Source organism: Ruegeria sp. C9, from assembly GCF_056537585.1.
This window is the reverse complement of the sequence record NZ_JBQFRU010000001.1, coordinates 487,591-509,168: the sequence shown is the minus strand read 5'-3', so window position 1 is coordinate 509,168 and position 21,578 is coordinate 487,591. Positions and strand designations below refer to the sequence as shown.

16 protein-coding genes are annotated in these 21,578 nt (G+C 60.4%); 10 read left to right on the top strand and 6 right to left on the bottom strand.

Translation table 11 applies throughout. The features are described 5' to 3' along the window. Nucleotides 1–14: 14 nt before the first annotated feature. On the bottom strand, nucleotides 15–902 hold the full coding sequence (locus ACR0NE_RS02350) for a LysR substrate-binding domain-containing protein (protein WP_170394131.1): 888 nt from the start codon (nucleotides 900–902) through the stop codon (nucleotides 15–17). A gap of 203 nt (nucleotides 903–1,105) precedes the next feature. On the opposite strand from ACR0NE_RS02350, the gene ACR0NE_RS02345 reads away from it, so the two are divergent. Genes ACR0NE_RS02345 through ACR0NE_RS02315 form a run of 7 tightly spaced genes read left to right on the top strand, consistent with a single transcriptional unit; the run spans nucleotide 1,106 to nucleotide 9,877 of the window. Continuing rightward, nucleotides 1,106–2,461 (top strand): MmgE/PrpD family protein, encoded by a 1,356-nt coding sequence (locus ACR0NE_RS02345; RefSeq protein ID WP_170596365.1) that lies wholly within the window; start codon nucleotides 1,106–1,108, stop codon nucleotides 2,459–2,461. 16 nt (nucleotides 2,462–2,477) lie between these two features. After that, nucleotides 2,478–3,719 (top strand): FAD-dependent oxidoreductase, encoded by a 1,242-nt coding sequence (locus ACR0NE_RS02340; protein ID WP_170596367.1) that lies wholly within the window; start codon nucleotides 2,478–2,480, stop codon nucleotides 3,717–3,719. 1 nt (nucleotide 3,720) lies between these two features. Beyond that, on the top strand, nucleotides 3,721–3,984 hold the full coding sequence (locus ACR0NE_RS02335) for a sarcosine oxidase subunit delta (protein ID WP_170596369.1): 264 nt from the start codon (nucleotides 3,721–3,723) through the stop codon (nucleotides 3,982–3,984). Beyond that, a complete protein-coding gene (locus tag ACR0NE_RS02330; RefSeq protein ID WP_170596372.1) occupies nucleotides 3,984–6,821 on the top strand; it encodes a 2Fe-2S iron-sulfur cluster-binding protein in 2,838 nt (945 codons plus the stop codon). The genes ACR0NE_RS02335 and ACR0NE_RS02330 overlap by 1 nt, the downstream gene beginning before the upstream one ends. Before the next feature lie 2 nt (nucleotides 6,822–6,823). Next, on the top strand, nucleotides 6,824–7,372 hold the full coding sequence (locus tag ACR0NE_RS02325) for an aminomethyltransferase family protein (protein ID WP_170596374.1): 549 nt from the start codon (nucleotides 6,824–6,826) through the stop codon (nucleotides 7,370–7,372). Beyond that, entirely contained in the window at nucleotides 7,369–8,334 is a 966-nt protein-coding gene (locus ACR0NE_RS02320) for a D-2-hydroxyacid dehydrogenase (protein ID WP_170511600.1), read from the top strand. The genes ACR0NE_RS02325 and ACR0NE_RS02320 overlap by 4 nt, the downstream gene beginning before the upstream one ends. A gap of 4 nt (nucleotides 8,335–8,338) precedes the next feature. Then, nucleotides 8,339–9,877: a trimethylamine methyltransferase family protein gene (locus ACR0NE_RS02315; RefSeq protein ID WP_170596376.1), complete on the top strand. Its 1,539-nt coding sequence runs from the start codon at nucleotides 8,339–8,341 to the stop codon at nucleotides 9,875–9,877. Between the two features lie 42 nt (nucleotides 9,878–9,919). On the opposite strand, the gene ACR0NE_RS02310 is transcribed toward ACR0NE_RS02315, so the two are convergent. The 5 genes from ACR0NE_RS02310 to ACR0NE_RS02290 form a co-directional block, all read right to left on the bottom strand. Next, complete coding sequence (locus tag ACR0NE_RS02310) at nucleotides 9,920–10,660, bottom strand: aspartate racemase/maleate isomerase family protein (protein WP_170596378.1); 741 nt, start codon at nucleotides 10,658–10,660, stop codon at nucleotides 9,920–9,922. Further along, nucleotides 10,657–11,724, bottom strand: a complete 1,068-nt coding sequence (locus tag ACR0NE_RS02305) for an aminotransferase class I/II-fold pyridoxal phosphate-dependent enzyme (protein ID WP_170596380.1) — start codon at nucleotides 11,722–11,724, stop codon at nucleotides 10,657–10,659. Before ACR0NE_RS02305 ends, ACR0NE_RS02310 begins: the two co-directional genes overlap by 4 nt. After that, nucleotides 11,721–13,373, bottom strand: a complete 1,653-nt coding sequence (locus tag ACR0NE_RS02300; protein WP_480459493.1) for a hydantoinase B/oxoprolinase family protein — start codon at nucleotides 13,371–13,373, stop codon at nucleotides 11,721–11,723. The genes ACR0NE_RS02305 and ACR0NE_RS02300 overlap by 4 nt, the downstream gene beginning before the upstream one ends. Beyond that, a complete protein-coding gene (locus ACR0NE_RS02295; RefSeq protein ID WP_170596384.1) occupies nucleotides 13,373–15,469 on the bottom strand; it encodes a hydantoinase/oxoprolinase family protein in 2,097 nt (698 codons plus the stop codon). Before ACR0NE_RS02295 ends, ACR0NE_RS02300 begins: the two co-directional genes overlap by 1 nt. A 257-nt stretch (nucleotides 15,470–15,726) precedes the next feature. Continuing rightward, nucleotides 15,727–17,334, bottom strand: coding sequence for an ABC transporter substrate-binding protein (locus ACR0NE_RS02290; protein WP_170596386.1), 1,608 nt, complete (start codon nucleotides 17,332–17,334; stop codon nucleotides 15,727–15,729). 218 nt (nucleotides 17,335–17,552) lie between these two features. Here ACR0NE_RS02290 and ACR0NE_RS02285 point away from each other — a divergent pair, with 218 nt between their 5' ends. Genes ACR0NE_RS02285 through ACR0NE_RS02275 form a run of 3 tightly spaced genes read left to right on the top strand, consistent with a single transcriptional unit; the run spans nucleotide 17,553 to nucleotide 21,080 of the window. Then, nucleotides 17,553–18,533 (top strand): ABC transporter permease, encoded by a 981-nt coding sequence (locus tag ACR0NE_RS02285; RefSeq protein WP_170596387.1) that lies wholly within the window; start codon nucleotides 17,553–17,555, stop codon nucleotides 18,531–18,533. Continuing rightward, the gene (locus ACR0NE_RS02280) at nucleotides 18,530–19,450 is read left to right on the top strand and encodes an ABC transporter permease (protein WP_170596389.1); all 921 of its coding nucleotides are present in this window, start codon (nucleotides 18,530–18,532) and stop codon (nucleotides 19,448–19,450) included. The genes ACR0NE_RS02285 and ACR0NE_RS02280 overlap by 4 nt, the downstream gene beginning before the upstream one ends. Then, nucleotides 19,440–21,080, top strand: a complete 1,641-nt coding sequence (locus tag ACR0NE_RS02275) for an ABC transporter ATP-binding protein (protein ID WP_170596391.1) — start codon at nucleotides 19,440–19,442, stop codon at nucleotides 21,078–21,080. The genes ACR0NE_RS02280 and ACR0NE_RS02275 overlap by 11 nt, the downstream gene beginning before the upstream one ends. The last annotated feature ends 498 nt before the right edge of the window (nucleotides 21,081–21,578 follow it).

Genomic DNA, 21,578 nt, shown 5'->3' with positions numbered 1-21,578 from the left:
AGCCCCGTTGCAGGTCAGCGGTTCATGCTGGCGGCGGCGTTTAGCAGCCAGTCCTGAAACAGCCTGACCGACGGTGAAACGGGTTTTTCCTTGAGACGCACGAAATAGGCCCAGGGGCTGTCCAAATCGAATTCGAACGGTTCGATCAGCAGCCCCCGGTCCACATAAGACCCGGCCAGGGAGCGGGGCAGGGCGACGCAGCCCAACGACTGCGCCGCCATCTCCATTGCCAGATTTGAAGCGTTGGTCCGCAGCCCTTCCTTCTGGTTCAGGTCTGCCAGATCAAAATGGCGTGCGACCCGTTCCCAATAAGCTGGACGACCCAGAATATGGATCAGAGGTGCCTCTTGCAGTTGCGCCGGATCGGTCAGCTGCGCGCCATTGACTGTGAATTCGGGCGCGCACACGACCGCAAGCTTTTCGGCCCACAGCTGCCGCGCGCCCACCGTCACATCGTCAATATGATTGACCGTTATCGAAATGTCCGAGACGTTCGGCTCGACATCAATCCAGACGGTGCCGTGTACCGTCAGGTCGATATCCGGGTGCTGGTCGCTAAAGCCCCGGATTACGTCCGGTAGCCAATTCTCGGCCAGGCTGACCGGGCAAGACACGACGACTTTGCGGGTGTGTGACCGCTGGATGACCGATTGTGTGGCCACGTCAATCTCATGCAGAGCATGCCGCACTGAAGGCAGATACGCCTCGCCCACGTCGGTCAGCGACAATGACCGGGCATGGCGCACGAACAGAGGCCGCTGCAAAAACTCTTCGAGCGAACGCACATGGTTGCTGACGGCCGATTGGGTGCAGTTCAGCTCATCTGCCGCGCTGGTAAAGCTGAGGTACCGGGCGGCGGCCTCGAAGGAGCGCAGGAAGATCAGGTGGGGCAGGTTCATCATGGCGACATATTCCTGGGCGGGCGGATGGGTGGTGCGCCGGGAATCCTGTTTCGCGGCGGGAATTGATCTGGTTCATATGCTACAATGGAGCGGAGCCAAAGCTACAAATTTTCCGGGGCCATTGCCCTCGTATTGTTTTCGTGCTGCGATGGGCAAACACACTTAGGTTTTGGCCGAACCCGAAACCTCATCTGTAGGGCATCGTGACCAACACATTTCAAACTATCGCAAAGTTTGCGCTAAATCGAAGGGTGCAGGATTTCCCCGACAGCGCGCTCGAAGCGGCAGCACTGATGCTGCTGGACACGCTGGGGATCACCATCGGGTCCGGACCGATGCAGGCCGGTCAGATCGCGCGTGACAGCGCTATGGCGCTTTACGGTGCGGGCGATCCGGGCCTCAGCGCACGGATGCTGTTCGATGGCCGCAAGGTTAGCGTTGCCGGAGCGGCTTATGCCGCTGCGACTCAGACCGATAATCTGGATGGCCATGACGGCTATAACCCCACCAAGGGCCATATCGGTGTTGCCGTTGTGCCGGCTCTGGCGGCTTTGGCGGAAACGGTCGCGGATTTTTCCGGCCCCGAGGCGTTGGCGACCGTAACTATTGGATACGAAATCGCCGGGCGCGCCGGGATTTCGTTGCATGACACAGTCAGCGACTACCACACTTCCGGCGCATGGAACGCGTTGGGAGTTGTGGCCGTTGCCGCCCGTCTGCGCGGGCTGAGTGCAGAACGGATGCGGCAGGCCATGGGCATCGCCGAATATCACGGGCCTCGCAGTCAAATGATGCGCGAGATTGCCAACCCCACCATGCTGCATGACGGCTCGGGCTGGGGCGCGCTGGTGGGTGTATCCTCGGCAGTGCTGGCCGAGAAGGGATTTACCGGCGCACCGGCGATCACCATAGAGGCGGATGAGGTCGCGCATCACTGGCGGGATCTGGGCAGCTTCTGGCAGATGGAACATCAATATGTGAAGCCCTATCCGATCTGTCGTTGGGCCCATGCAGCGATCGACGCCACCAGGGCGCTGATGCGTGAATATGGCCTGTCTCATCAGGACATTGCCGCGATTCAGGTGAACACTTTCCACGAAAGTGCCTGCCTGTTTCAGGGTATGCCGGATGACACTTCGAAGGCGCAGTATTCGCTGCCCTTCGCTGTGGCGACGATGGTGGCGCACGGCCGTATCGGGGTCGAGCATATCACCGGCGCGGGCCTCTCCGATCCGCTGGTCGCGGCGATTGTCGACCGTATCTCGGTGGCCGAGACCGCGCGCCATTCCGACCGCTTTCCTCAAAGCCGCGTTGCTGATGTCGTCATGACCTTGACGGATGGGCGGGAACTGGCGTCGGGCGACGTCCACGCGCGCGGCGGGCCCGAGGCACCCATGGACCGTGACGAAGTGATTGCCAAGTTCATGGAGTTCGCCACTCCACCGCTGGGGGTCAGCCGTGCCGCCGCCATACGCGACGCGGTTCTGGGGTTGCAGTCGCCGGACGCCAAATTCTCGGATCTCGGCGCGCTGATTTATGACGCCGCTGACAACCGCTGAAATCAGGACAACAAAAATGCCGCTAAGGCTGCTGAAATACGGGCTATCCGCCGATTACCCTGTCACCGGAGACATTCCGGCCACGCCAGAGCTTAAATCCAGTTACGATGTGGTCATCGTAGGTGGTGGCGGCCACGGAATGGCCTGTGCCCACTACCTATCAAAGTATCACGGCATCACCAATGTGGCTGTGCTGGAAAAGGGTTATCTGGCGGGCGGCAACACCGCGCGGAACACCACTACCATCCGTTCGAACTACATCACCAAAGAGGGCATCGCGTTCTACAAGGAAGGTGTGCAGCTTTACGGGGAGATGAGCGAAGAGCTGGATTTCAACGTCATGTTCAGCCAGCGCGGTCAACTGACGCTGGCCCATACCGAGGCGACGATACGCTCGTTCCATCTGCGGGCCGAGATGGGTAAACACGCGGGCACCCGGATCGAGGTCGTTGATGCGCAGACGGTCAAGGACCTGTCCCCGCATCTGAATATGGATGAGGGCGGGCCGTTGGAAATCATCGGCGGATTGTGGCACGCCGATGGAGGCACTGCGCGGCATGATGCGGTGGCCTGGGGCTATGCAGCGCAAGCCAGTAGGCGCGGGGTGGAAATTCATCAACGTACCGAGGTTGAAGGGTTCGACGCTGCCGGCGGCAAGATCACAAAAGTGCGCACCAATCGCGGTGATATCAGTGCCGGGCAGGTGATGATTGCTGTCGGGGGCATGAACTACGATATGGCGATGAAAGCCGGGGTAGAATTGCCGATCCGTTGCTATCCGTTGCAGGCGATGGTCACGCAGCCGCTGAAACCGTGGCTGCACACGCTGGTCAGTTCGGTCAGCCTGCACACCTATCTGGTGCAGTCATCGCGAGGCGAGATCGTGATCGGCGGTGGCTCGGACCCTTATCAGCTGTATTCCACCCGCTCGACACTGGACATGAAAGAACATCTGGCCGAAGGCGCGGTACATTTGTTCCCGTTCCTGCACGGGGTGCGTCTGCTGCGACAATGGGCCGGGATTACCGACATGACGCCCGATTACTCACCCATCATGGGTGCCAGCCCATTGTCCAACCTATGGCTAGATTGCGGTTGGGGCACCTGGGGGTTCAAAGCTACTCCGGTGGCGGGCAAGTACATGGCGCAGTCCATCGCCAACCAGAAGGTCGCGCCGATACTCGAACCCTTCACAATGGAGCGTTTCGCCACCTTTGATCTGCTCAATGAAATGGGCGCAACTGCCGCGAGCCACTGACATGAAGATCCTGATCTGCCCGATGAACGGGCCCCGCAATATTAATGAATTCCAGAGCTTCGGCCCCCTGCGCGCCAACCCCGACCCGGATGCAACCAGCGATCAGGACTGGGCGCGTCACCTGTTCCGCGGCGACAATTCACGCGGAACGCTGGTGGAATGGTGGCGGCACGTGCCCTCGAACTATTTCTTTCTGGCCGAGCGCAACGCCACCACGAACGAGGTGATCCGCACTTTTGACCCCTCAGAGCTGGAGCAAAGGTGATGGCCCGACTTCCCGCACCCTGGGGCAACAGGATCGATCGAGATGCGCCGGTATCGTTCAGCTTTGAAGGGCAGGCGTTTCAGGGATACGAAGGTGATGTGATCGCCTCGGCTTTGGCCGGGCAGGGGAAGTGGATGCTGTCGCGCTCGTTCAAATACCACCGACCGCGCGGTGCGATGTCGATGGCGGGCACCGAGGCCGATACGCTGGTGCAACTGCCCTCGGACCCGAACGTGCAGGCCGACCGGCATCCGATTTCGGCAGGGCTGCAAGTTAAGGCGCAGAACGTCAACGGATCACTGGCGCGAGACCGCGACGCATTCATGGACAAGCTGGGGCGATTCATGCCGGTGGGGTTCTATTATCGCACCTTCATGGGCCCGACGCGCAATAGCTGGCTGAAACTGTGGGAGCCGCTGATCCGCAAGAAGGCGGGGCTGGGCGTTCTGGATATCAACGCACCGCATGAAGACTACGAAAAGGCCAACCTGTTTTGCGATCTGCTGGTCGTCGGCGCGGGGCTGGCCGGGTTGACCGCCGCCATCGAAGCCGCCGAAGCCGGGGCTGACGTCATCCTGGCCGAGCAGGAGCCGGTCTTGGGCGGTGCGCTGACCTATGGCCGCGATGCCGACAGGCTGTCCGACCTGCTGGCGAAAGTGCAAAGCCTGCCGAACCTCCGCATCATGACCGGTACAGTGGTGAACGGCTGGTTCGAGGACAACTGGCTGCCGCTGATCCGGGGCAACAAGCTGTTCAAGACGCGCGCGCGCGAGGCTCTGCTGGCCACCGGCTGCATCGAACAGCCCGCGATCTTCCGAAACAATGACCTGCCGGGCATCTTGCTGGGCACTGGTGCGCAACGGCTTATGCGGCACTATGGTGTGAATCCGGGCAAGCGCGCGGTGGTTCTGGCCGCCAATCTCGACGGTTATCGGGTGGCGCAGGATCTGTTGGACGCAGGCGTAGAACTGGCGGCGGTGGTTGATCCGCGCCCCGGCGGCAGCGGCGGCGAGCTTGGCCAGCTACTGTCAACAAGGGGGACGCGTGTCATTCACGGCACCGTGGGCGAGGCGCGTGGCAAGACCCATGTTACCGGCGTAAAGGTCGGCGGCGACTGGATGGATTGCGATCTGTTGGTGATTTCGGTCGGCTATGCGCCAATGTGGCAACTGCCCTGTCATGCTGGCGCGAAACTTGGGTACAATGAAACGGCGGCGCGGTTTTCCCTGTCTCTGCCAGACGCTCCGCTGGGCATTGCCGGGGGTGTTGCCGGAGTCTTTGCGCCTGATGCGGTGGTAGCCGATGCGCAACGCGCGGCACAGACGGCGTTGACTCGTCTGGGGCTGCCAACCCGCGACATCGCGCAGGTCGAAGATGTCGAGGCTGCGTTGACGAATTTCGAACCTGCAATCGCCGGGCATCCCAAGGGCAAGGATTTTGTCGACCGGGACGAGGATATTCAAATCAAGGACCTGCAAAACGCGGTTAAGGAAGGCTATCGCGAGTTGGAGCTGATCAAGCGCTTTACCACCGTCGGTATGGGGCCGTCACAAGGGCGGCACTCGGCGCTGGCCACCGCCCGGGTGGTGGCCAAGGCGACCGACCGCACCATCGGGCAGATCGGCGTGACTACGGCCCGTCCGCCCTTTGGCCCCGAAACGCTGGGCGTGCTGTCCGGTCATCATCACCCGGCAGACAGGCGCACAGCGCTGCATCACGAACATATCCGGTTGGGGGCGGACATGCGCCCGGTCGGAGCGTGGTGGCGGCCTTATTTCTACGGCCCCAAACAAGACGCCAAGCGCCTCATCGAAGAAGAGGTGCATGCGGTGCGCAATGGGGTCGGCGTGCTGGATGTTTCAACTCTGGGCGGGCTCGAGGTGCGTGGCCCGGATGCGGGCGAATTCCTCAACCGCATTTACACCATGGCCTACAAAAAGCAGCCTGTGGGCCGTTGCCGGTACTGCCTGATGACAAACGAAATGGGCACGGTGATCGACGATGGCGTGGCGTATCGACTGGCCGAGGATCTGTTCTATGTCACCGCCACCACCGGGGCCGTGGCGCGGGTTTATTCGGATATGTTGTTCTGGAATGCGCAGTGGCGGTTGGATGTGGATGTGCTGAACGTCACCTCGGCCTTCTCGGGCTTCAACATTACCGGTCCCAAGGCGCGCTCCGTAGTCGAAGCGCTGGACAGCGACATCGATTTCTCGCGCGATGGCTTTGCCTATCTCGACGGACGTAGCGGCATGGTGGCCGGGGTGCCGGTGCGCGCCATGCGGATTGGGTTCACCGGCGAGTTGAGCTACGAGCTGCACTGCCCCACCAGCTATGCCCACACCCTGTGGGATGCGGTGATGACGGTGGGTCACGCGCACGAGTTGCGCCCTTACGGGCTGGAAGCCAGCCGGATTCTGCGGTTGGAGAAAGGCCATATCCTGATTGGTCAGGACACTGATGCGCTGACCTCGCCCGATGAGCTGGGATTCGAATGGGCGATCTCGAAGACCAAGCCGTTTTTCGTGGGCAAGCGCTCAACCGAGATGCGCCGAAACAAAGGCCTGCCGCGCAAGCTGGTCGGGCTGACATTCGACGGGCCAGATGTACCGGGGGAAAGCTGTCTGGTACTGAGGGACGATGTACCGGTGGGGCATGTGACCTCGGTCCTGTGGTCGCCGACGCTGAACACTCATATCGCGCTGGCATATGTGCATGGTGATGACGCTACGCAAGGATCGCAGGTCAAAGTGAAGTGCCGCAATGGCAAGCGCGTCGTAACAACTGTGCGCGGCCACACCTTTTTTGATCCTGAAAACAAACAGCAGGAGGTGTGATGATGCGAACCTATCCGCTTGATCCAAAGGGCGCTGCTGAAGGCACACCACTGGTTTCCGGGCAGATTATCGTGCAGGACCTGACCCATACGCCGCGTTTTGGCCTCAAGGGCCGAGGCACCGTGGCGTTTTTGCAATCGCAGGGCCTGAAGGTGCCAGACGTCAACGAAACCGCCGATGGCCTTCTGCGTCTGGGTCAGGAAGAGGTGGTGGTACTGGATGCGCCTGCCGACCTGTATGCTCGGTGGCAGGTCGCCGCCACGCCAAAGGGCTATTATTCCTGGCGCGAGGAAACCTGGGCCATGATGCACCTGACCGGCCCGCGCCTGTTCAATCTGCTGGCCAAGATTTGCCCGGTCGACCTGTCGCCCGGTGCCTTTCCAGTGGGAAAGATCGCCCAGACCCGCGTGGGCTATGTCGAGGCAATCACATGGCGCAACGACCGCAAAGGTGTGGGGTTCGATGTCCTTTTCGACATCGCCGCCACTGCTTTTTTCGCCAACGCGGTAGCCATTGCCAGCGCTGAGTTCCAACCGGAGGTACCCGCATGAAATCCCCCACCGTGATCTTGCACACCGATAACCCCGACGCTGCCCGTGCGGTTCTTGCTGAAGGTCATCCCGATCTGCCGATCCACACCTGCGACAGCTATGAGGCGCTCACGGGTTTGATCGAGGATACAGGAGCTGAGGTTGTATATTCCGTTCGCTTTGCGGGCACCCCCGGCTTTCCACGCGCAGCACTGGTCGAGAACCCGCAAATCAAATGGGCTTCGGTCGGCGGCTCGGGCACCGATCACCTGAACCCTTGGAACCCTGATGAGGTAACGGTGACAAATGCCGCCGGGGTCGCCGCCGATATGATGGCACAATATGCGCTGGGGGCGATGCTGCATTTCACGCTGGATTTCCCGGGCTTTCGTGCCGCGCAGGCGCGGCGGGACTGGATCGGCGGCAAAGTCGAGCCCATCGACAGCAAGACGGTGCTGATCATCGGCCTTGGCAAAACCGGAGAGGCTGTTGCGGCACGGTCCAAAGCCATGGGGCTGAACACAATCGGTGTACGGGCCCGCCCGAAACTGACCCCCAACGTGGACGAGGTACACGGGATGGAGGTTTTGCCCGATCTCTGGCCACGCGCTGACTTTATCGTCGTTTGCGTACCACTGCTGGACAGCACGCGCGGTCTGGTCAGGGCGGAGGCCTTCGCCGCCATGAAACCGACGACGGTGATAATCGACGTCTCGCGAGGTGGGGTAATTGACGAAGCACCTCTACTGGCCGCGCTGGAACAGAACCGGATCAGAGGCGCGGCGCTGGACGTGTTCGTTACCGAACCGCTGCCTCAGGGGCACAGGTTCTGGGAACTGGACAACGTGATCGTCACACCGCACTGCAGCTCGGTCTATGACGGCTGGGATCTGAAATCGGTCCGCATGTTTTCCGAGAACCTGATGCGCTATCGCAAGGGCGAGGTGCTGAACAACATCGTAAATCCACAACGGGGATACTAGGTCAATGGCACGAGACAGACGCAGCGGCGGGCGACGCGGCAAATCCGGGCGCGCGGCGGCGGGAATCGAACAGCTGCCCTGGCAACAGGTGCGCAACAGCTATCCGCCGTTCGAGCTGTTGAACCCTGAACAGATGGATCAGCTGCATACAACCTCGATGCGCATTCTGTCCGAGGCCGGTATCCGGGTGATGGGCGACAATGTTATGGACATTTTCGAACGCGCGGGGGCCATCGTAGACCGCGACACCAAGACCATCCGTATGGACGAAACCATTGTCGCCGAAGCGTTGAAAACGGTGCCCTCGGAATTCACGCTGACCTCTCGCAACCGCGCGAAACAGATTACGCTGGGCGGCGATCATGTGAATTTTGGTTTGGTTGCCGGGCCGCCGAACGTACATGACTGTATCAATGGCCGCCGTCAGGGTAATTACGATGACTATTGCAACTTCATCCGGTTGGCGCATCACTTCAACGCTATCCATCTGATCGGCAATCAGGTGATGGCCCCGATCGAAATGCCCGCCAACAACCGCCATCTGGACACCTACAACGCCAACCTGAGCTATAGCGACCTGAGCTTTCACTGCACCGCTATCGGGCGCGGGCGGGCGATGGATGGCATCAACATGATGGCGATTTCGCGCGGTCAGAAACCCGAGGACATGCGCGGCGATCCGGGGGTGATCACAATCATTTCGGTGAACTCTCCGCGCCTGTTCGACGATGCCATGGGTGACGGCCTGATCGCGATGGCCGAGTATGGTCAACCGGTGACGGTCACGCCGTTCACTCTGATGGGGGCCATGACACCGGTCACGCTGCCTGCCGCGCTGGCGCAACAGAACGCCGAGGCGCTGTTCGGTGTGGTGCTGACGCAGTTGGTCAGCCCGGGAGCGCCTGTCATGTATGGCTCGTTCACCTCGAATGTGGACATGAAATCTGGGGCTCCGGCCTTTGGTACACCGGAGAATGCCAAGGCGAATATTGTCGGCGGGCAGTTGGCGCGGCGCTATGGCATTCCGTACCGGACATCGAATGCAAATGCGTCCAACGTGGTGGATTTGCAGGCGGCATACGAAACGATGATGGCCACCTGGGGCGCGGTTCTGGGAGGGGCTAATATCGTCTATCATGCCGCCGGCTGGCTTGAGGGCGGGCTGACCGCATCTTACGAGAAATTCGTTATGGATATCGAGATCATCCAGAACATGATAGAATTCCTCAAACCGATGAAATTTAACACGGATGAACTGGGCCTGGACACCATCAAATCGGTGCCCACTGGCGGCCATTTCTTTGGCGTCGATCACACGATGGAACGCTATGAAACCGCGTTCTACAAACCGATGCTGTCCGACTGGCAGAACTATGAAAACTGGGAGGCGGCCGGAGCCAAGGACGCCCTGCAACGCGCCACCGAGGTTTGGCAGCAGGTGCTACGCGAGTATCAGATGCCCGAGATGGATCCCTCCGTGCGTGAGGAGCTGGATGCCTATATCGCCAAACGCAAGGAAGAGATCGGCAGCGGCGAACCCTGATGGAATATCGGGGCAGGGGGGTCGACCGCTGCCCCGGTTCGGTTACAGCAGATCGAACAACCGGCCCGGCAGCGCCTCGTGGCGTGGCAGACCCAGCGCCCGCATCAGGCAGAACATCATCGCCTGATTTGAGGTCACTACCGGCTTGTCCAGCGTGTCCTCGATCCGCGCGACCGCCTCGACCGCGCGCATGTCAGTACAGCTGAGCACGATGGCCTGCGCGTCCGGATGGTCGGCCTGACAGGCGAGGTCATAAACTTCGTCCGGGGTCAGCTCTCCCTGCCCGTAATTGCCCAGTTCGCGGCCCACATCAGCGCAACGCACGGTTTCGATACCGTTTGCGGCCATGAAATCCATCGCCTGCGTGTTGATCTCGCCCAGATAGGGCGAGGAAAAGCTCACTTTCGTTGCCCCAAGCGCCTGAATGGCGACGATCAGCGATCCGGCGGCGGTCAGCGATTGCGCTCCCGATCCGGCCTTGATCTGTTGCGCCAGATCGGCGTCGAAAGACGGCCCATGGGTCAGTGTGGCCGAGGTGCAACCATACAGCACCACATCCGGCCGCACGCCCGAGATCATCCGCAGATCGTGACTGATGTCCGAGGCCCCAAGCCCCGCCATCTGGTCAGAACCGGGGATTTCATCCACGTCATAACCACCCATGCGCTGGAAATGCACGGTGGTGTCCGGGCAGCGCATCAAGGCCATGTCGGCCTCAAGGTTGGTGTTGGTGAAGGGCACCAGAACGCCGATCTTGGCCCGGGTACGCGTTTCGTGGCTCATGACGTTACCTTTCTTAGAACGGCCAGACAGCGATCCATTACCGGCGTGTCGCAGATCGTGGCGCGCAGGCAGTCGGACAGACCATAGCCGCCCATACCGCGCATCAGCAGTTTCTCGGCCCGTAGCGCAGCGTCGGCCTGTTGCGCCTGCTCGGTCGAGGCAAAGTGGATCAGCACGAAATTGGTGTGGCTGTCCGGCACGATCAGCCCCAGATCGCGGCAGTCCTGCGCGAACCGATCGCGAATGGTTGCCGTTTTCGCGACCACGTCCCGCATATGCGCCTGATCGCGCATCGCCGCCGCTGCCGCAGCCTGCGAGGCAATCGAGATGTTGTTGGGGTTCAACAGCTTGCGCAGCTCTCTGGCGATGTCGGTGGGGAAATAGCCCCACCCGGCGCGTGCCCCGGCCAGCCCGTAAGCCTTGGAGAAGGTGCGCGTGATAACGGTATCTCCCCGGTCCGCCAGCCCGAAAACCTCAGTCGGATCGTTGGCGGCATCGGCGAACTCGGCATAGGCCTGATCGACCACCAGCAGCACGTCGCCGGGTAGCGCGTTGCGCAGGCGGGTGATTTCGGTGTTCGGGATCAGGGTGCCGGTGGGATTGCCCGGGTTACAGACAAACACGATACGGGTCGCCGGGGTGACGGCGGCCAGAACCGCGTCGACGGATACGGTCAGATCGACCTCGGGCGCGGCGACGTATTTGGCCTGCGCCTGCGCCGTGGCCGAGGCTACGAAGGCATAGCCATATTGCGTGCCCAGCACCTGATCGCCGGGCCCGGCAAAGGCGCGGATCAGGCAGCCGATCAGCTCCATCGAGCCCGCGCCACACAGCACCCGCGCCGGGTCGACCCCGTGTACCCCGGCAATGGCCGCGCGCATGTCGGGCCATTCGGGATCGGGGTATAGCGTCAGATCAGCCAGCGCCGCCTGCCCGACCGCCACGGCGAACGGACTGGCCGGAAAGGCGCTTTCGTTCTGCGCCAGCGAGACGGTGCCTTCTCCACCCAGATCGGCCAGCGCATAGGCACCCATGGCGCCGACATAAGAAACCGGACGGATCATGCGTCACCTCCGTAAGTTTTGGCGCCCTCGGCGCTGACCAGACCGCGTTTGAGGTCCAGCGCCAGCGCGTCAGGGTCACGGTCGCCCGGATCGCCGAAACCACCGCCCCCGGGGGTGTCGAAGATCAGGTAATCACCGCCTTCGACCCGCAGCTCTCCCTTGCCGGGAATGTCGCTGTCGCCTTCGCGAAAGCGGATGCGCCCGGGCGCGCCGGGTTTGCCGCCCATGCGCCCAAGGGCGGGGAACTTTAGTCGCTCGACCGACAGGAACACGATGAAGGGCGCACCGTTGGACGAGGTCATCTCGATCCGCTGCCCCAGCCCGCCGCGATACTTGCCCGCGCCGCCGGAATCCGCACGCAGTTCGCGCCGCCAGATGGTGACGGGCGCGACGCTTTCGGTGATCTCCACCTGCGAACCGAACACGCCCGAGGGGTAGGCGGTGGCTGACAGCCCGTCCGCATGTGGCCGCGCGCCGGTACCGCCATTATGTACCGGTTCCACTGCGAATTCGCGCCCACCATCGCGGGCCACCTCGGGGGCGTGGCGCATGGGCAGGTCGAACATGCAGCTTGCGCCCTCGGCGGGCACTTCATCAGGTAGTGCCTGATGCAGACAGCCCAGCACCAGATCGGGTGTCACCTGACCCAGCGTGTGCCGCATCGCCACCGGCACCGGGCGCTGTGCGTTCAGGATGCAGCCCTTGGGGCCGTCGACGGTGAACGGCTCCAGCGATCCGGCATTGTTGGGGATGTCCGAGCCGACGATGCAGCGCAGCGCGAACACCGTATAGGCGGTGGCATAGTTCAGCGGCACGTTGATGCCCTTGCGCGAACAGCCCGAGGTGCCGGTGAAATCCACATGCATCCCCGATTTGCTGACGGTCAGCGCGGCGTGCAGCTCCAGCTCATTCTCATAGCCGTCCATTTTCAGGACGTTTTTGTAGACCCCCTCGGGCACCTCGGCGATGGCCTCAAGCGTGCCGCGGCGCGAAGTGTCGATGATATAGGACCCCAACGTATCCAGATCGGTCAGGCCGAACTCTTCCATCATACTGACCAGCCGGTTCACCCCGGCCTCGCAACAGGCGATCAGGGCATAGATGTCGCCCTCGTTGGCGATGGGCTCGCGGCTGTTGGCGCGGATGATGTCCAGCAGCAGCGCGTTGGGGATGCCTTCCTCGACCAGTTTACAGGGCGGGATCAGCAGCCCCTCGTCATAGATGTCGGACCCTTCCGGCCCCATGCCCAGACCACCCAGATCAACCAGATGCGAGGTGCATGAGGTGAAGCCCACTACCTTGCCATCCTTGAACGCGGGCATCATCAGCAGGAAGTCGTTCAAATGCCCCGAGGCCAGCCACGGATCGTTGGTCATGTAGATATCGCCCGGTTTCATGGTCTGAACCGGGAAGGCGGCGCGCAGGTGCTGCACCGCTTCGGCCATGGTGTTGATATGGCCCGGCGTGCCGGTCACCGCCTGTGCCAGCATCCGACCATTGACGTCGAAAATCCCGGCGGAGATATCGCCGCACTCACGCACGATGGGGGAGAAGGCGGCGCGTATCAGGGTCTGGCCTTGTTCTTCGACCACCGCCAGCAGACGGTTCCACATCACTTGTAGGCGGGCGGGGGACAGATCGGTCGTCATCATGCGCCTCCTTTCTGGTCCTGAACCAGGACGAGGTTTCCTATGGCATCCACATGGGCCGAGAAATCGGCCGAGACCAACGTTGTGGTCTGCGGTTCGTGGATCAGAGCGGGGCCGTGTACGTGATCGCCGGGGTTCAGGTCAGCCCGCGCCACGAATGCGGCCTGTTTCAGCGCCCCGTCCACATCGCAGGTGATCGGGCGAGTGTCGGGTGCGGTGATGGTCGTCAATGCAGGTGTTGCGGGCACTGGTGGCACGGCGCTGTCAAGGGTCGCGACGCGCACCGCCCAGTTGAGAATCTCAATCTGCATCCCCGGCACCGGGCGTGAGAACTGCTTGCGATATTCTTCCTCAAAGGCGGTGGTCAGCGGTGCAATATCGTCTGCCGTCAGATGCCGGTCGGGCAGGGTGATCTCGATCTCGTGACCCTGACCGTTGTAGCGCATGAAGGCGGTGCGCTGGGTTTCGGTCGGGGCATCGCCCGCGCCCTGGGCAACCACGCCTTTGGCTTCGAAAATCATTGCGTCGAACAGCGCGTTGATCTCATCCATGTCCATGCTGTCCAACAACGAATAGCGCGAGCGGACGATTTCGAACGACACGGGTGCGAACAGGAAGCCCACGGCAGACCCCACGCCCGGATTGGGCGGGATTACAATGCGGCTGACCCCGGCGGATCGTGCCACCCGGCTGGCATGCAACGGCCCGTTGCCGCCAAAGGCAATCATCGTGCGCGGTCCAAGATCCTTGCCCGATTCCACCGCGTGCATCCGGCCCGCGCTGGCCATGCTTTCGTCGACGATGCGGCTGACGCCGTCGGCTGAGCCAACGGCATCGAGATCTAGTTTCGACCCGATCACCCGGCTCAGCGACTGTTTGGAGCCTTCGGGGTCCAGCTTGATATGCCCCTCGGCAAATGTGTCGGGCACGATGTAGCCCAGCGTAATGTCGCTGTCTGTCACCGTGGGCTCGGTGCCGCCGCGCATGAAGGCCACGGGTCCGGGTTCAGACCCCGCCGATTTCGGACCCACGGTCAGGCGTCCCAACCGATCCACCCCGGCGATGGAGCCACCGCCCGCGCCGATCTCGATCATCTCGATCACCGGGATGCGCACTGGCATGCCCGAGCCCTTTATGAACCGCGCGGCGCGGGCGATCTCGAACTGGCGCGAGGTCTGCGGGCGGGCCTTGTCTATCAGGCACAGCTTAGCGGTGGTGCCGCCAACGTCAAAGGACAGCACCTGATCCAGCCCGGTGCGGGCGGCGATGCGGGCGGCCAGAATGGCCCCTCCGGCGGGGCCGGATTCCACCAGCCGGATCGGAAAACGCGCGGCGGTGCGCACGGTGCACATGCCGCCGCCCGCCGTCATCATCAGGATCGGACAGGTCACGCCCTCGGCCTCGAACCGGTCGACGAAACGGGCCAGATAGGTCTGCATCAGCGGCTGGATATAAGCATTGGCAACGGTGGTGCACAGCCGGTCGAACTCGCGCGCCTCGGGGCTGACCTCGGACGAGATCGAGACGGTCAGATCGGGCCGCTTCTCAGCCAGCACATCGCGTAGGCGGCGTTCATGGGCGGGGTTGGCATAAGCGTGCATCAGGCAGATCGCTATGGCCTCTGCGCCGCTCGCGTCGATATCGGCCAGCAGTGCGTCGATGGCCGAGTCTTCGAGCTCGATCAATACCTGACCACCCGCCGACATGCGTTCGCGCACGGTCAGAGCACGCTCGCGCGGCACCAGCAGGTCAGGCTTCTCGAGGTTGATATCGTATTGCGAATAACGCCGCTCATACGCGATTTCCAGGATGTCGCGAAAGCCTTCGGTGGTCACCGTCGCCACCACCGCGCCGCGACGTTCGATCAGCGCATTGGTCGCCAGGGTGGTGCCGTGGATAAAGCCGGTCACCTGATCCAGCGTCCGGCCCGATTGCTGCATTACTCGCGCGGCCCCTTCCATGGCGCCGTCGGCAGGGTTCTGATGGGTGGTCAGGGTCTTGGTGGAGGCCAGGATTGTCTCTTCGCCAGAGACAAGGACCGTATCGGTGAAGGTGCCGCCAATATCGATGGCCAGGCGCAGCGTTTGAGTTGTCATGAGGTCTTCCGAAATTTCTGTAATCGCAGCGTAAAGCAAAAGGCCCGAGGCCCTGCTTTATGCAAGGATCACAAGATCACAGCCGGTTGCGCGGCGGTCCGTAGGATTCGGAATGTCAGTCTGTGTCATGGGCGAAATGTGCAGTTTCAAGATAGCGGCAGCAAGCTGGATTACGACAGAAAGGCCTGCAAGCGACATCTATCGTCTCTGCAGGCCAGAAATCTGCCGACACGGGCCACCAGACGGAGAGCGCGCGATCAGGCAAGCCACCAGCGTTCAGGGGCTTTGGCACCATCCATTTCCCAATTCGCGGCGATCTCGCCCTGGGCGACGGTTTTGGCAACACCCATGATATGATTGGCGAACATCGGAACGATCGCACCGCCATCATCATGAACCAAAGTCTGCGCTTCGGCATACAGAGTGCGGCGTTTGGCGTCGTCCAGCTCTGCACGGGCCTCGACCACGATGGCGTTGAAGCGATCGGCGGCTTCGCCTGTGCGCCAGGCGGTCTCGTTCCATTCGGTGTCGTTGGTATAGGCCGATGCAAACATCCAGTCCTCGGTCGGGCGGCCCGACCAGTACGAGAATGACCAGGGTTTCTTGTTCCAGACATTCGACCAGTAGCCATCCGAGGGTTCGCGAACCACTTCGATTTCAATACCTGCTTCGGCCGCGGATGCGGCGATCAATTGAGCCGCATCTACTGCGCCAGCAAATGCCGCGTCTGAAGATGACAGCTGCAGCGCGCCGCTATGGCCTGATTTCTTATAGTGATATGTGGCCTTTTCAGCATCAAATTCGCGTTGCGGTAGATCGCCGTCGAAATAGCGGTTGGCGGTCGAGATCGGATGATCGTTGCCCAATGAGCCATGACCCAACAGGATCTTGTCGACCAGTTCCTGGCGTTTGACTGCCAGCTTCAGCGCCATGCGCAGATCGTAATTGTCGAAGGGCGCGGCATCGACCCGCATTGGTATCGTGTAATGCAGGGTCGAGGTTTTCTCGAGGATGTTGATATGTGGTGCCCGCGATAACAGGGCGACCGTCTTGGGATCGACCCGGTCGATTGCCTGGACTGATCCGTTCATCAGCGCAGTCTGGCGCGCAGTCGGGTCGATGATAGTAAGGAACTCGACCTCATCGAAATGGGCCCGATCCTGTTTGAAGTAATTCGGGTTGCGGCGCGCCTTTACCCGCACGCCCGGCTCGTACACCTCAATGATATAGCCACCGGTGCCGATACCGGATTGCGGGTCGGTCAATTTGCCATCGGTCGAAGGCATTATGACCAAGTGATAGTCCGACAGGATGTATGGGAAGTCGGCATTGGCTGATTCCAGCTCGAACACCACGTTGTTGCCATCGGCGCGCATTGATTTGATTTGGGCGACCAAGCCGTTTACCGCAGATTTCGATCCCTCGCCACGGTGGTGGTCGATAGTGGCGATGACATCGGCAGGGCTAAGGATTTGGCCATTGTGGAACTCGACCCCTTCACGCAGGGTGAATACCCAAGTGATCGCGTCGTCCGAGGAATACTCGGTCGCGAGTTCGGGCACCAAATTGCCGCTTGCATCTACTTCGACCAAGTTGTTGCCGAACAGATAGGCGACAGCGGTGTTGATCGTACCTTCATAGGTTGCTGGATCTAACGAGTCGGTGGTCGAACCGCTGCCAAAGCCAAATTTGATCGCTCCACCTTTTTTGGGGACCTGCGCAAGTGCTTGTCCGGATAGGCTCAATGCTGCTGGAACGGCAAGGCCTGCAGCCAGTGCGCTTGACATGAAGCTGCGACGTGAAACCCGACCGCTCTGCAGTTTCTGCATCTGAGAGGACAGGAAAGGTGATCCGGGCTTTTTCATTTGGGGCCTCCTGGTTGAACCTGTTGTTCACAATGTTCTTTGAACCGCAGCACGCAGGCCCGTTCCGAACGTCCAAGCGAAGATCACTCGGCTGTACGGCTTCAACAAACGAAGAAAACGGGGACATAGGTCATGTTTTCTTTGTCAGTGTTGCGGAGATGATCTGTCTAGACTGCGCGCACCCGCCGAATGAAGCCCCGCAGACGCAAGGAGTTCAGATGCATCCGGTTCTGGTGACGATACTGAAACGCCTGGGACTTGGCGTAGTGACCCTAGTTGTCGTTTCCATCATTATCTTCTGTTCAATCCAAATGCTGCCCGGCGATTTCGGTGAGGTTGTACTGGGCCAGGCCGCGACTGAGGAAACGGTGGCGGCGTTCCGGGCCGAGCTTGGCCTCGATAAACCTGCCTATATCCGATATTTCGACTGGATCGGTGCGTTGGTGACCGGGGATCTGGGAACGTCGTTCTCAGGTCGGGCGAGTTCGGGTGTTGATCGATCACGTCCGGTAGTGGAACTGGTCGCACCGCGCTTATGGAACACATTGTTTCTTGCGGGTATGGCGGCGCTGATCTCGGTTCCGCTAGCGCTGTTTCTGGGTATTACCACCGCGCTGTGGCGCAATTCGCGCTATGATAAGCTGGCCAGCGCCAGCACCTTGACGGCGATCTCGTTCCCCGAGTTTTTTGTGGCATATATCCTAATTTTGCTGTTCGGAACGCTATGGCCGGTGTTGCCGTCGTTGGCCAATGTGGAGCCAGGGATGCCGCTGTTCGAGCGGATCGTCAAATGCATATTACCTGCGCTTACACTGACACTTGTAATCGTCGCGCACATGATGCGTATGACGCGGGCTTCGCTGATCAGTCTTCTAGCTTCACCCTATGTCGAGATGGCGCGGTTGAAAGGAGAGAACGCCCGCCGCGTGGTTCTGCATCACGCGCTGCCCAATGCGTGGGCGCCAATTTCAACGGTGGTCGCGTTCAACCTGGCCTATCTGGTAGTTGGAGTGGTCGTGGTCGAGGTGGTGTTCGTCTATCCCGGCGTCGGCCAACTGATGGTCGATGCGGTCAGCTCGCGCGATATCCCGGTGGTTCAGGCGTGCGCCCTGATATTCGCCGCCACATATGTCCTTCTGAACCTGATTGCCGACATCATTGGAATCGTCACCAACCCGAGGCTTCTGCACCCAAAATGAGCCAGACAAGCAAGACATATTCAGCCGCCGCCGAGGTGGGTCGCGTGCGGACCCGTCGCAGCAAGCGCGAGCGTATTTGGATCGAGCTGAAGAAAGCGCCGCCGACAGCAATTTTCGGCATGTTTGTGATCCTGTTCTATCTAGTCATGGCAATCGGAGCGCCGGTCATCGCGCCTTACGGAGAGGCCGAGGTATTCCCGACGCCTTACGCACCCTGGTCGTCCGAGCATTGGCTGGGTACCGACCAGATCGGGCGTGATATCCTGTCGCGGCTGATCTATGGCGCGCGCAACACCATCGGTATCGCTTTTGTCACTACGCTGCTGGCGTTCTTCATCGGAGGCGGTCTGGGGCTGATCGCTGCGATTAACCGCAGTTGGCTGGATCAATTGATCAGCCGGGGCGTAGATGTATTTATGGCCATTCCCAGCCTGATTTTCGCGCTGATGCTGCTGTCGATTTTCGGCTCGTCGGCGCTGTCGTTGATTTTGATTATTGCGATTCTGGATTCAACCCGCGTGTTCCGCCTGACTCGCGCTGTGGCGGTGAACGTGGCAGTGATGGATTATGTCGAGGCAGCCCGGCTGCGCGGCGAAAAACTGCCTTGGGTGATGCGTCGCGAGATTTTGCCCAACATCATGCCTCCGTTGGTCGCCGAGTTCGGGCTGCGATTCTGTTTCGTTTTCCTAACCATCGCTGCGCTCAGCTTTCTGGGCGTCGGTATTCAGCCCCCCACCGCCGATTGGGGCACAATGGTGCGCGAGACCGCCAATCTGATCCAGTTCGCCAAATATGATTTCAAGGCCGGGATCACGCCACTGCTGCCCGCTGCCTCGATCGCGTTGATCACTGTGGCGGTCAACTTTGTCGTCGACTGGTTCTTGCACAAAACAAGCGGATTACGCGATGAACACTGAGACTGATCTTCTGCTGGATATGCGCGACATCCGTATCGAGGGGTTCTCGGACGAAAAGTGGAATCCGATCATCAAAGGTGTCAACCTGACCCTGAAGCGCGGTGAGGTGCTGGGCCTGATAGGCGAAAGTGGCGCGGGCAAGTCGACGCTGGGCAAAGCGGCTATGGGATACACGCAGCCCGGCTGTCGTATCACGGGCGGTTCGATCCGGTTCAAGGGGCAGGAGTTGCGCGATCTCGACGACCACGCACTGCAGCATCTGTGGGGATCGCGGATAGCCTATGTGGCCCAATCGGCGGCTGCGTCGTTCAACCCGGCGCATAAGTTGTTGGATCAGACCGTTGCTGCAACGGTGCGCGAGGGACTGCAACCTGAGAATTTCGCGTGTGAGGATGCCCGCGCGCTTTATGCCTCGTTGTCGTTACCGCATCCCGAAACGATTGGTGACCGCTATCCGCATCAGGTCTCCGGTGGCCAGTTACAGCGGATCATGACAGCCATGGCGATGTCACCCCGTCCCGATTTGATCATTTTCGACGAACCGACAACTGCGCTGGATGTGACCACCCAGGTCGAGGTTCTGACTGCTATGCGCCGGATCGTCGAAGAATTTCATACCGCCGCAATCTACATAACCCATGACCTGGCGGTGGTCGCGCAGATGGCGGACCGGATCAAGGTGCTGCGCTATGGAGAAGAGGTAGAAGAGGCGGAAACGCGCAAAATGCTGTCTGCGCCCGAGCAAGAGTATACCAAATCCCTCTGGTCCGTGCGGCTGTTGCAAAAACAAGCCGAGACTTCGGATGATATCATCCTTAAAATTGACGGTGTGGATGCGGCCTATGGCAAGAGCGCCAAGGTGTTGCACAATGTGTCAATCAGCCTGCCGCGGGGGCGCACGGTGTCGATTGTCGGCGAATCCGGATCTGGTAAATCGACCACGGCGCGGGTGATCACCGGCTTGCTGCCCGCCACAAGCGGGCAGGTCACGTTCAATGGCGAGGTCCTGCCAATCGAACTGAAAAACCGCAGCCGTGATCAGCTGCGCAGAATTCAGATGATCTATCAGATGGCCGATACCGCGATGAACCCGCGTCAAACCGTAGGTGAAATCATTGGACGTCCGCTGGAATTTTATCATGGTCTGCGGGGCCGGGCGCAGGAAGACCGGGTCATCGAACTGCTTGAAGCCATCGAGTTGTCGGAAGACTTCTACGATCGTCTTCCCAGCGAATTGTCCGGCGGACAAAAACAGAGAATTTGCATAGCGCGCGCTCTGGCCGCGGACCCTGAGGTGATTATTTGTGACGAAGTGACGTCCGCACTGGACCAGATTGTGCAGGAGGGCATACTGCAATTGCTGATGCGCCTACAAAAAGAGCGCGGAATCTCCTATCTGTTCATCACGCATGACATTGCCACGGTCGAGGCTATTTCGGACGAGATTGTTGTGATGCTGAATGGTCAAGTCGTCGAGCAGGGATTGAAGAATACCGTTCTATCCGAACCCTTCCCGGACTATACAAAGCTGCTGCTAAGTTCGGTTCCCGAGATGGACCCGGATTGGTTGACGAACCTGCTGAAAGAGCGAAAAGAAAATCACTTAAATACAAAACATGACACTGCGTAGGCGCGGGCAATAACAACACTTGGGAATCTCAGTCGCAGTGGATTTCTCATTTTGCTTGTATTCCGAAACTCAGTTTTTACCGACATCTCGACAGATCGGTGTAAAGAGAACCTGCAACTCAGGAGCAACTCGCGAATTAAGGTGGCTTTTGACTGGATCGCATTGATGTTCTTGTTCACAATCAGTTCGATCCTCTTTTGGGCTGCCATAGGGTTAATATTTGAGGTCGCCGCAGGCCGTGTAATTGCCTCGTTCTTCGACACCCCATTGGTGACATGGGTTGCAGTCATCGCAACCTTCCTCGCCGGGTTTCCTCAGTCAGCGCGCGCGAAGCCTTGTCGCAAAATACGAGTGCAAGGCTGCGATCAATAATGTGCGAGCGGCGCTTGTCGTGATGACTGTCCCAATGGCATCATCTCCGACGGTCATGGGACTGCTCTCTGCAATGGGTGCTCGAGTAGTGGCTGGAATGCTGCAGAGCGCACCTTACATGCGTCG

What these genes read in the sequence shown, in the direction of transcription:
- ACR0NE_RS02275 (WP_170596391.1), top strand. Translation starts at nt 19,440, where the DNA reads ATGAACACTGAGACTGATCTTCTGCTGGATATGCGCGACATCCGTATC.
- ACR0NE_RS02295 (WP_170596384.1), bottom strand. Translation starts at nt 15,469, where the DNA reads ATGACAACTCAAACGCTGCGCCTGGCCATCGATATTGGCGGCACCTTC.
- ACR0NE_RS02335 (WP_170596369.1), top strand. Translation starts at nt 3,721, where the DNA reads ATGAAGATCCTGATCTGCCCGATGAACGGGCCCCGCAATATTAATGAA.
- ACR0NE_RS02305 (WP_170596380.1), bottom strand. Translation starts at nt 11,724, where the DNA reads ATGATCCGTCCGGTTTCTTATGTCGGCGCCATGGGTGCCTATGCGCTG.
- ACR0NE_RS02280 (WP_170596389.1), top strand. Translation starts at nt 18,530, where the DNA reads ATGAGCCAGACAAGCAAGACATATTCAGCCGCCGCCGAGGTGGGTCGC.
- ACR0NE_RS02300 (WP_480459493.1), bottom strand. Translation starts at nt 13,373, where the DNA reads ATGACGACCGATCTGTCCCCCGCCCGCCTACAAGTGATGTGGAACCGT.
- ACR0NE_RS02290 (WP_170596386.1), bottom strand. Translation starts at nt 17,334, where the DNA reads ATGAAAAAGCCCGGATCACCTTTCCTGTCCTCTCAGATGCAGAAACTG.
- ACR0NE_RS02320 (WP_170511600.1), top strand. Translation starts at nt 7,369, where the DNA reads ATGAAATCCCCCACCGTGATCTTGCACACCGATAACCCCGACGCTGCC.
- ACR0NE_RS02285 (WP_170596387.1), top strand. Translation starts at nt 17,553, where the DNA reads ATGCATCCGGTTCTGGTGACGATACTGAAACGCCTGGGACTTGGCGTA.
- ACR0NE_RS02340 (WP_170596367.1), top strand. Translation starts at nt 2,478, where the DNA reads ATGCCGCTAAGGCTGCTGAAATACGGGCTATCCGCCGATTACCCTGTC.
- ACR0NE_RS02330 (WP_170596372.1), top strand. Translation starts at nt 3,984, where the DNA reads ATGGCCCGACTTCCCGCACCCTGGGGCAACAGGATCGATCGAGATGCG.
- ACR0NE_RS02315 (WP_170596376.1), top strand. Translation starts at nt 8,339, where the DNA reads ATGGCACGAGACAGACGCAGCGGCGGGCGACGCGGCAAATCCGGGCGC.
- ACR0NE_RS02350 (WP_170394131.1), bottom strand. Translation starts at nt 902, where the DNA reads ATGATGAACCTGCCCCACCTGATCTTCCTGCGCTCCTTCGAGGCCGCC.
- ACR0NE_RS02325 (WP_170596374.1), top strand. Translation starts at nt 6,824, where the DNA reads ATGCGAACCTATCCGCTTGATCCAAAGGGCGCTGCTGAAGGCACACCA.
- ACR0NE_RS02310 (WP_170596378.1), bottom strand. Translation starts at nt 10,660, where the DNA reads ATGAGCCACGAAACGCGTACCCGGGCCAAGATCGGCGTTCTGGTGCCC.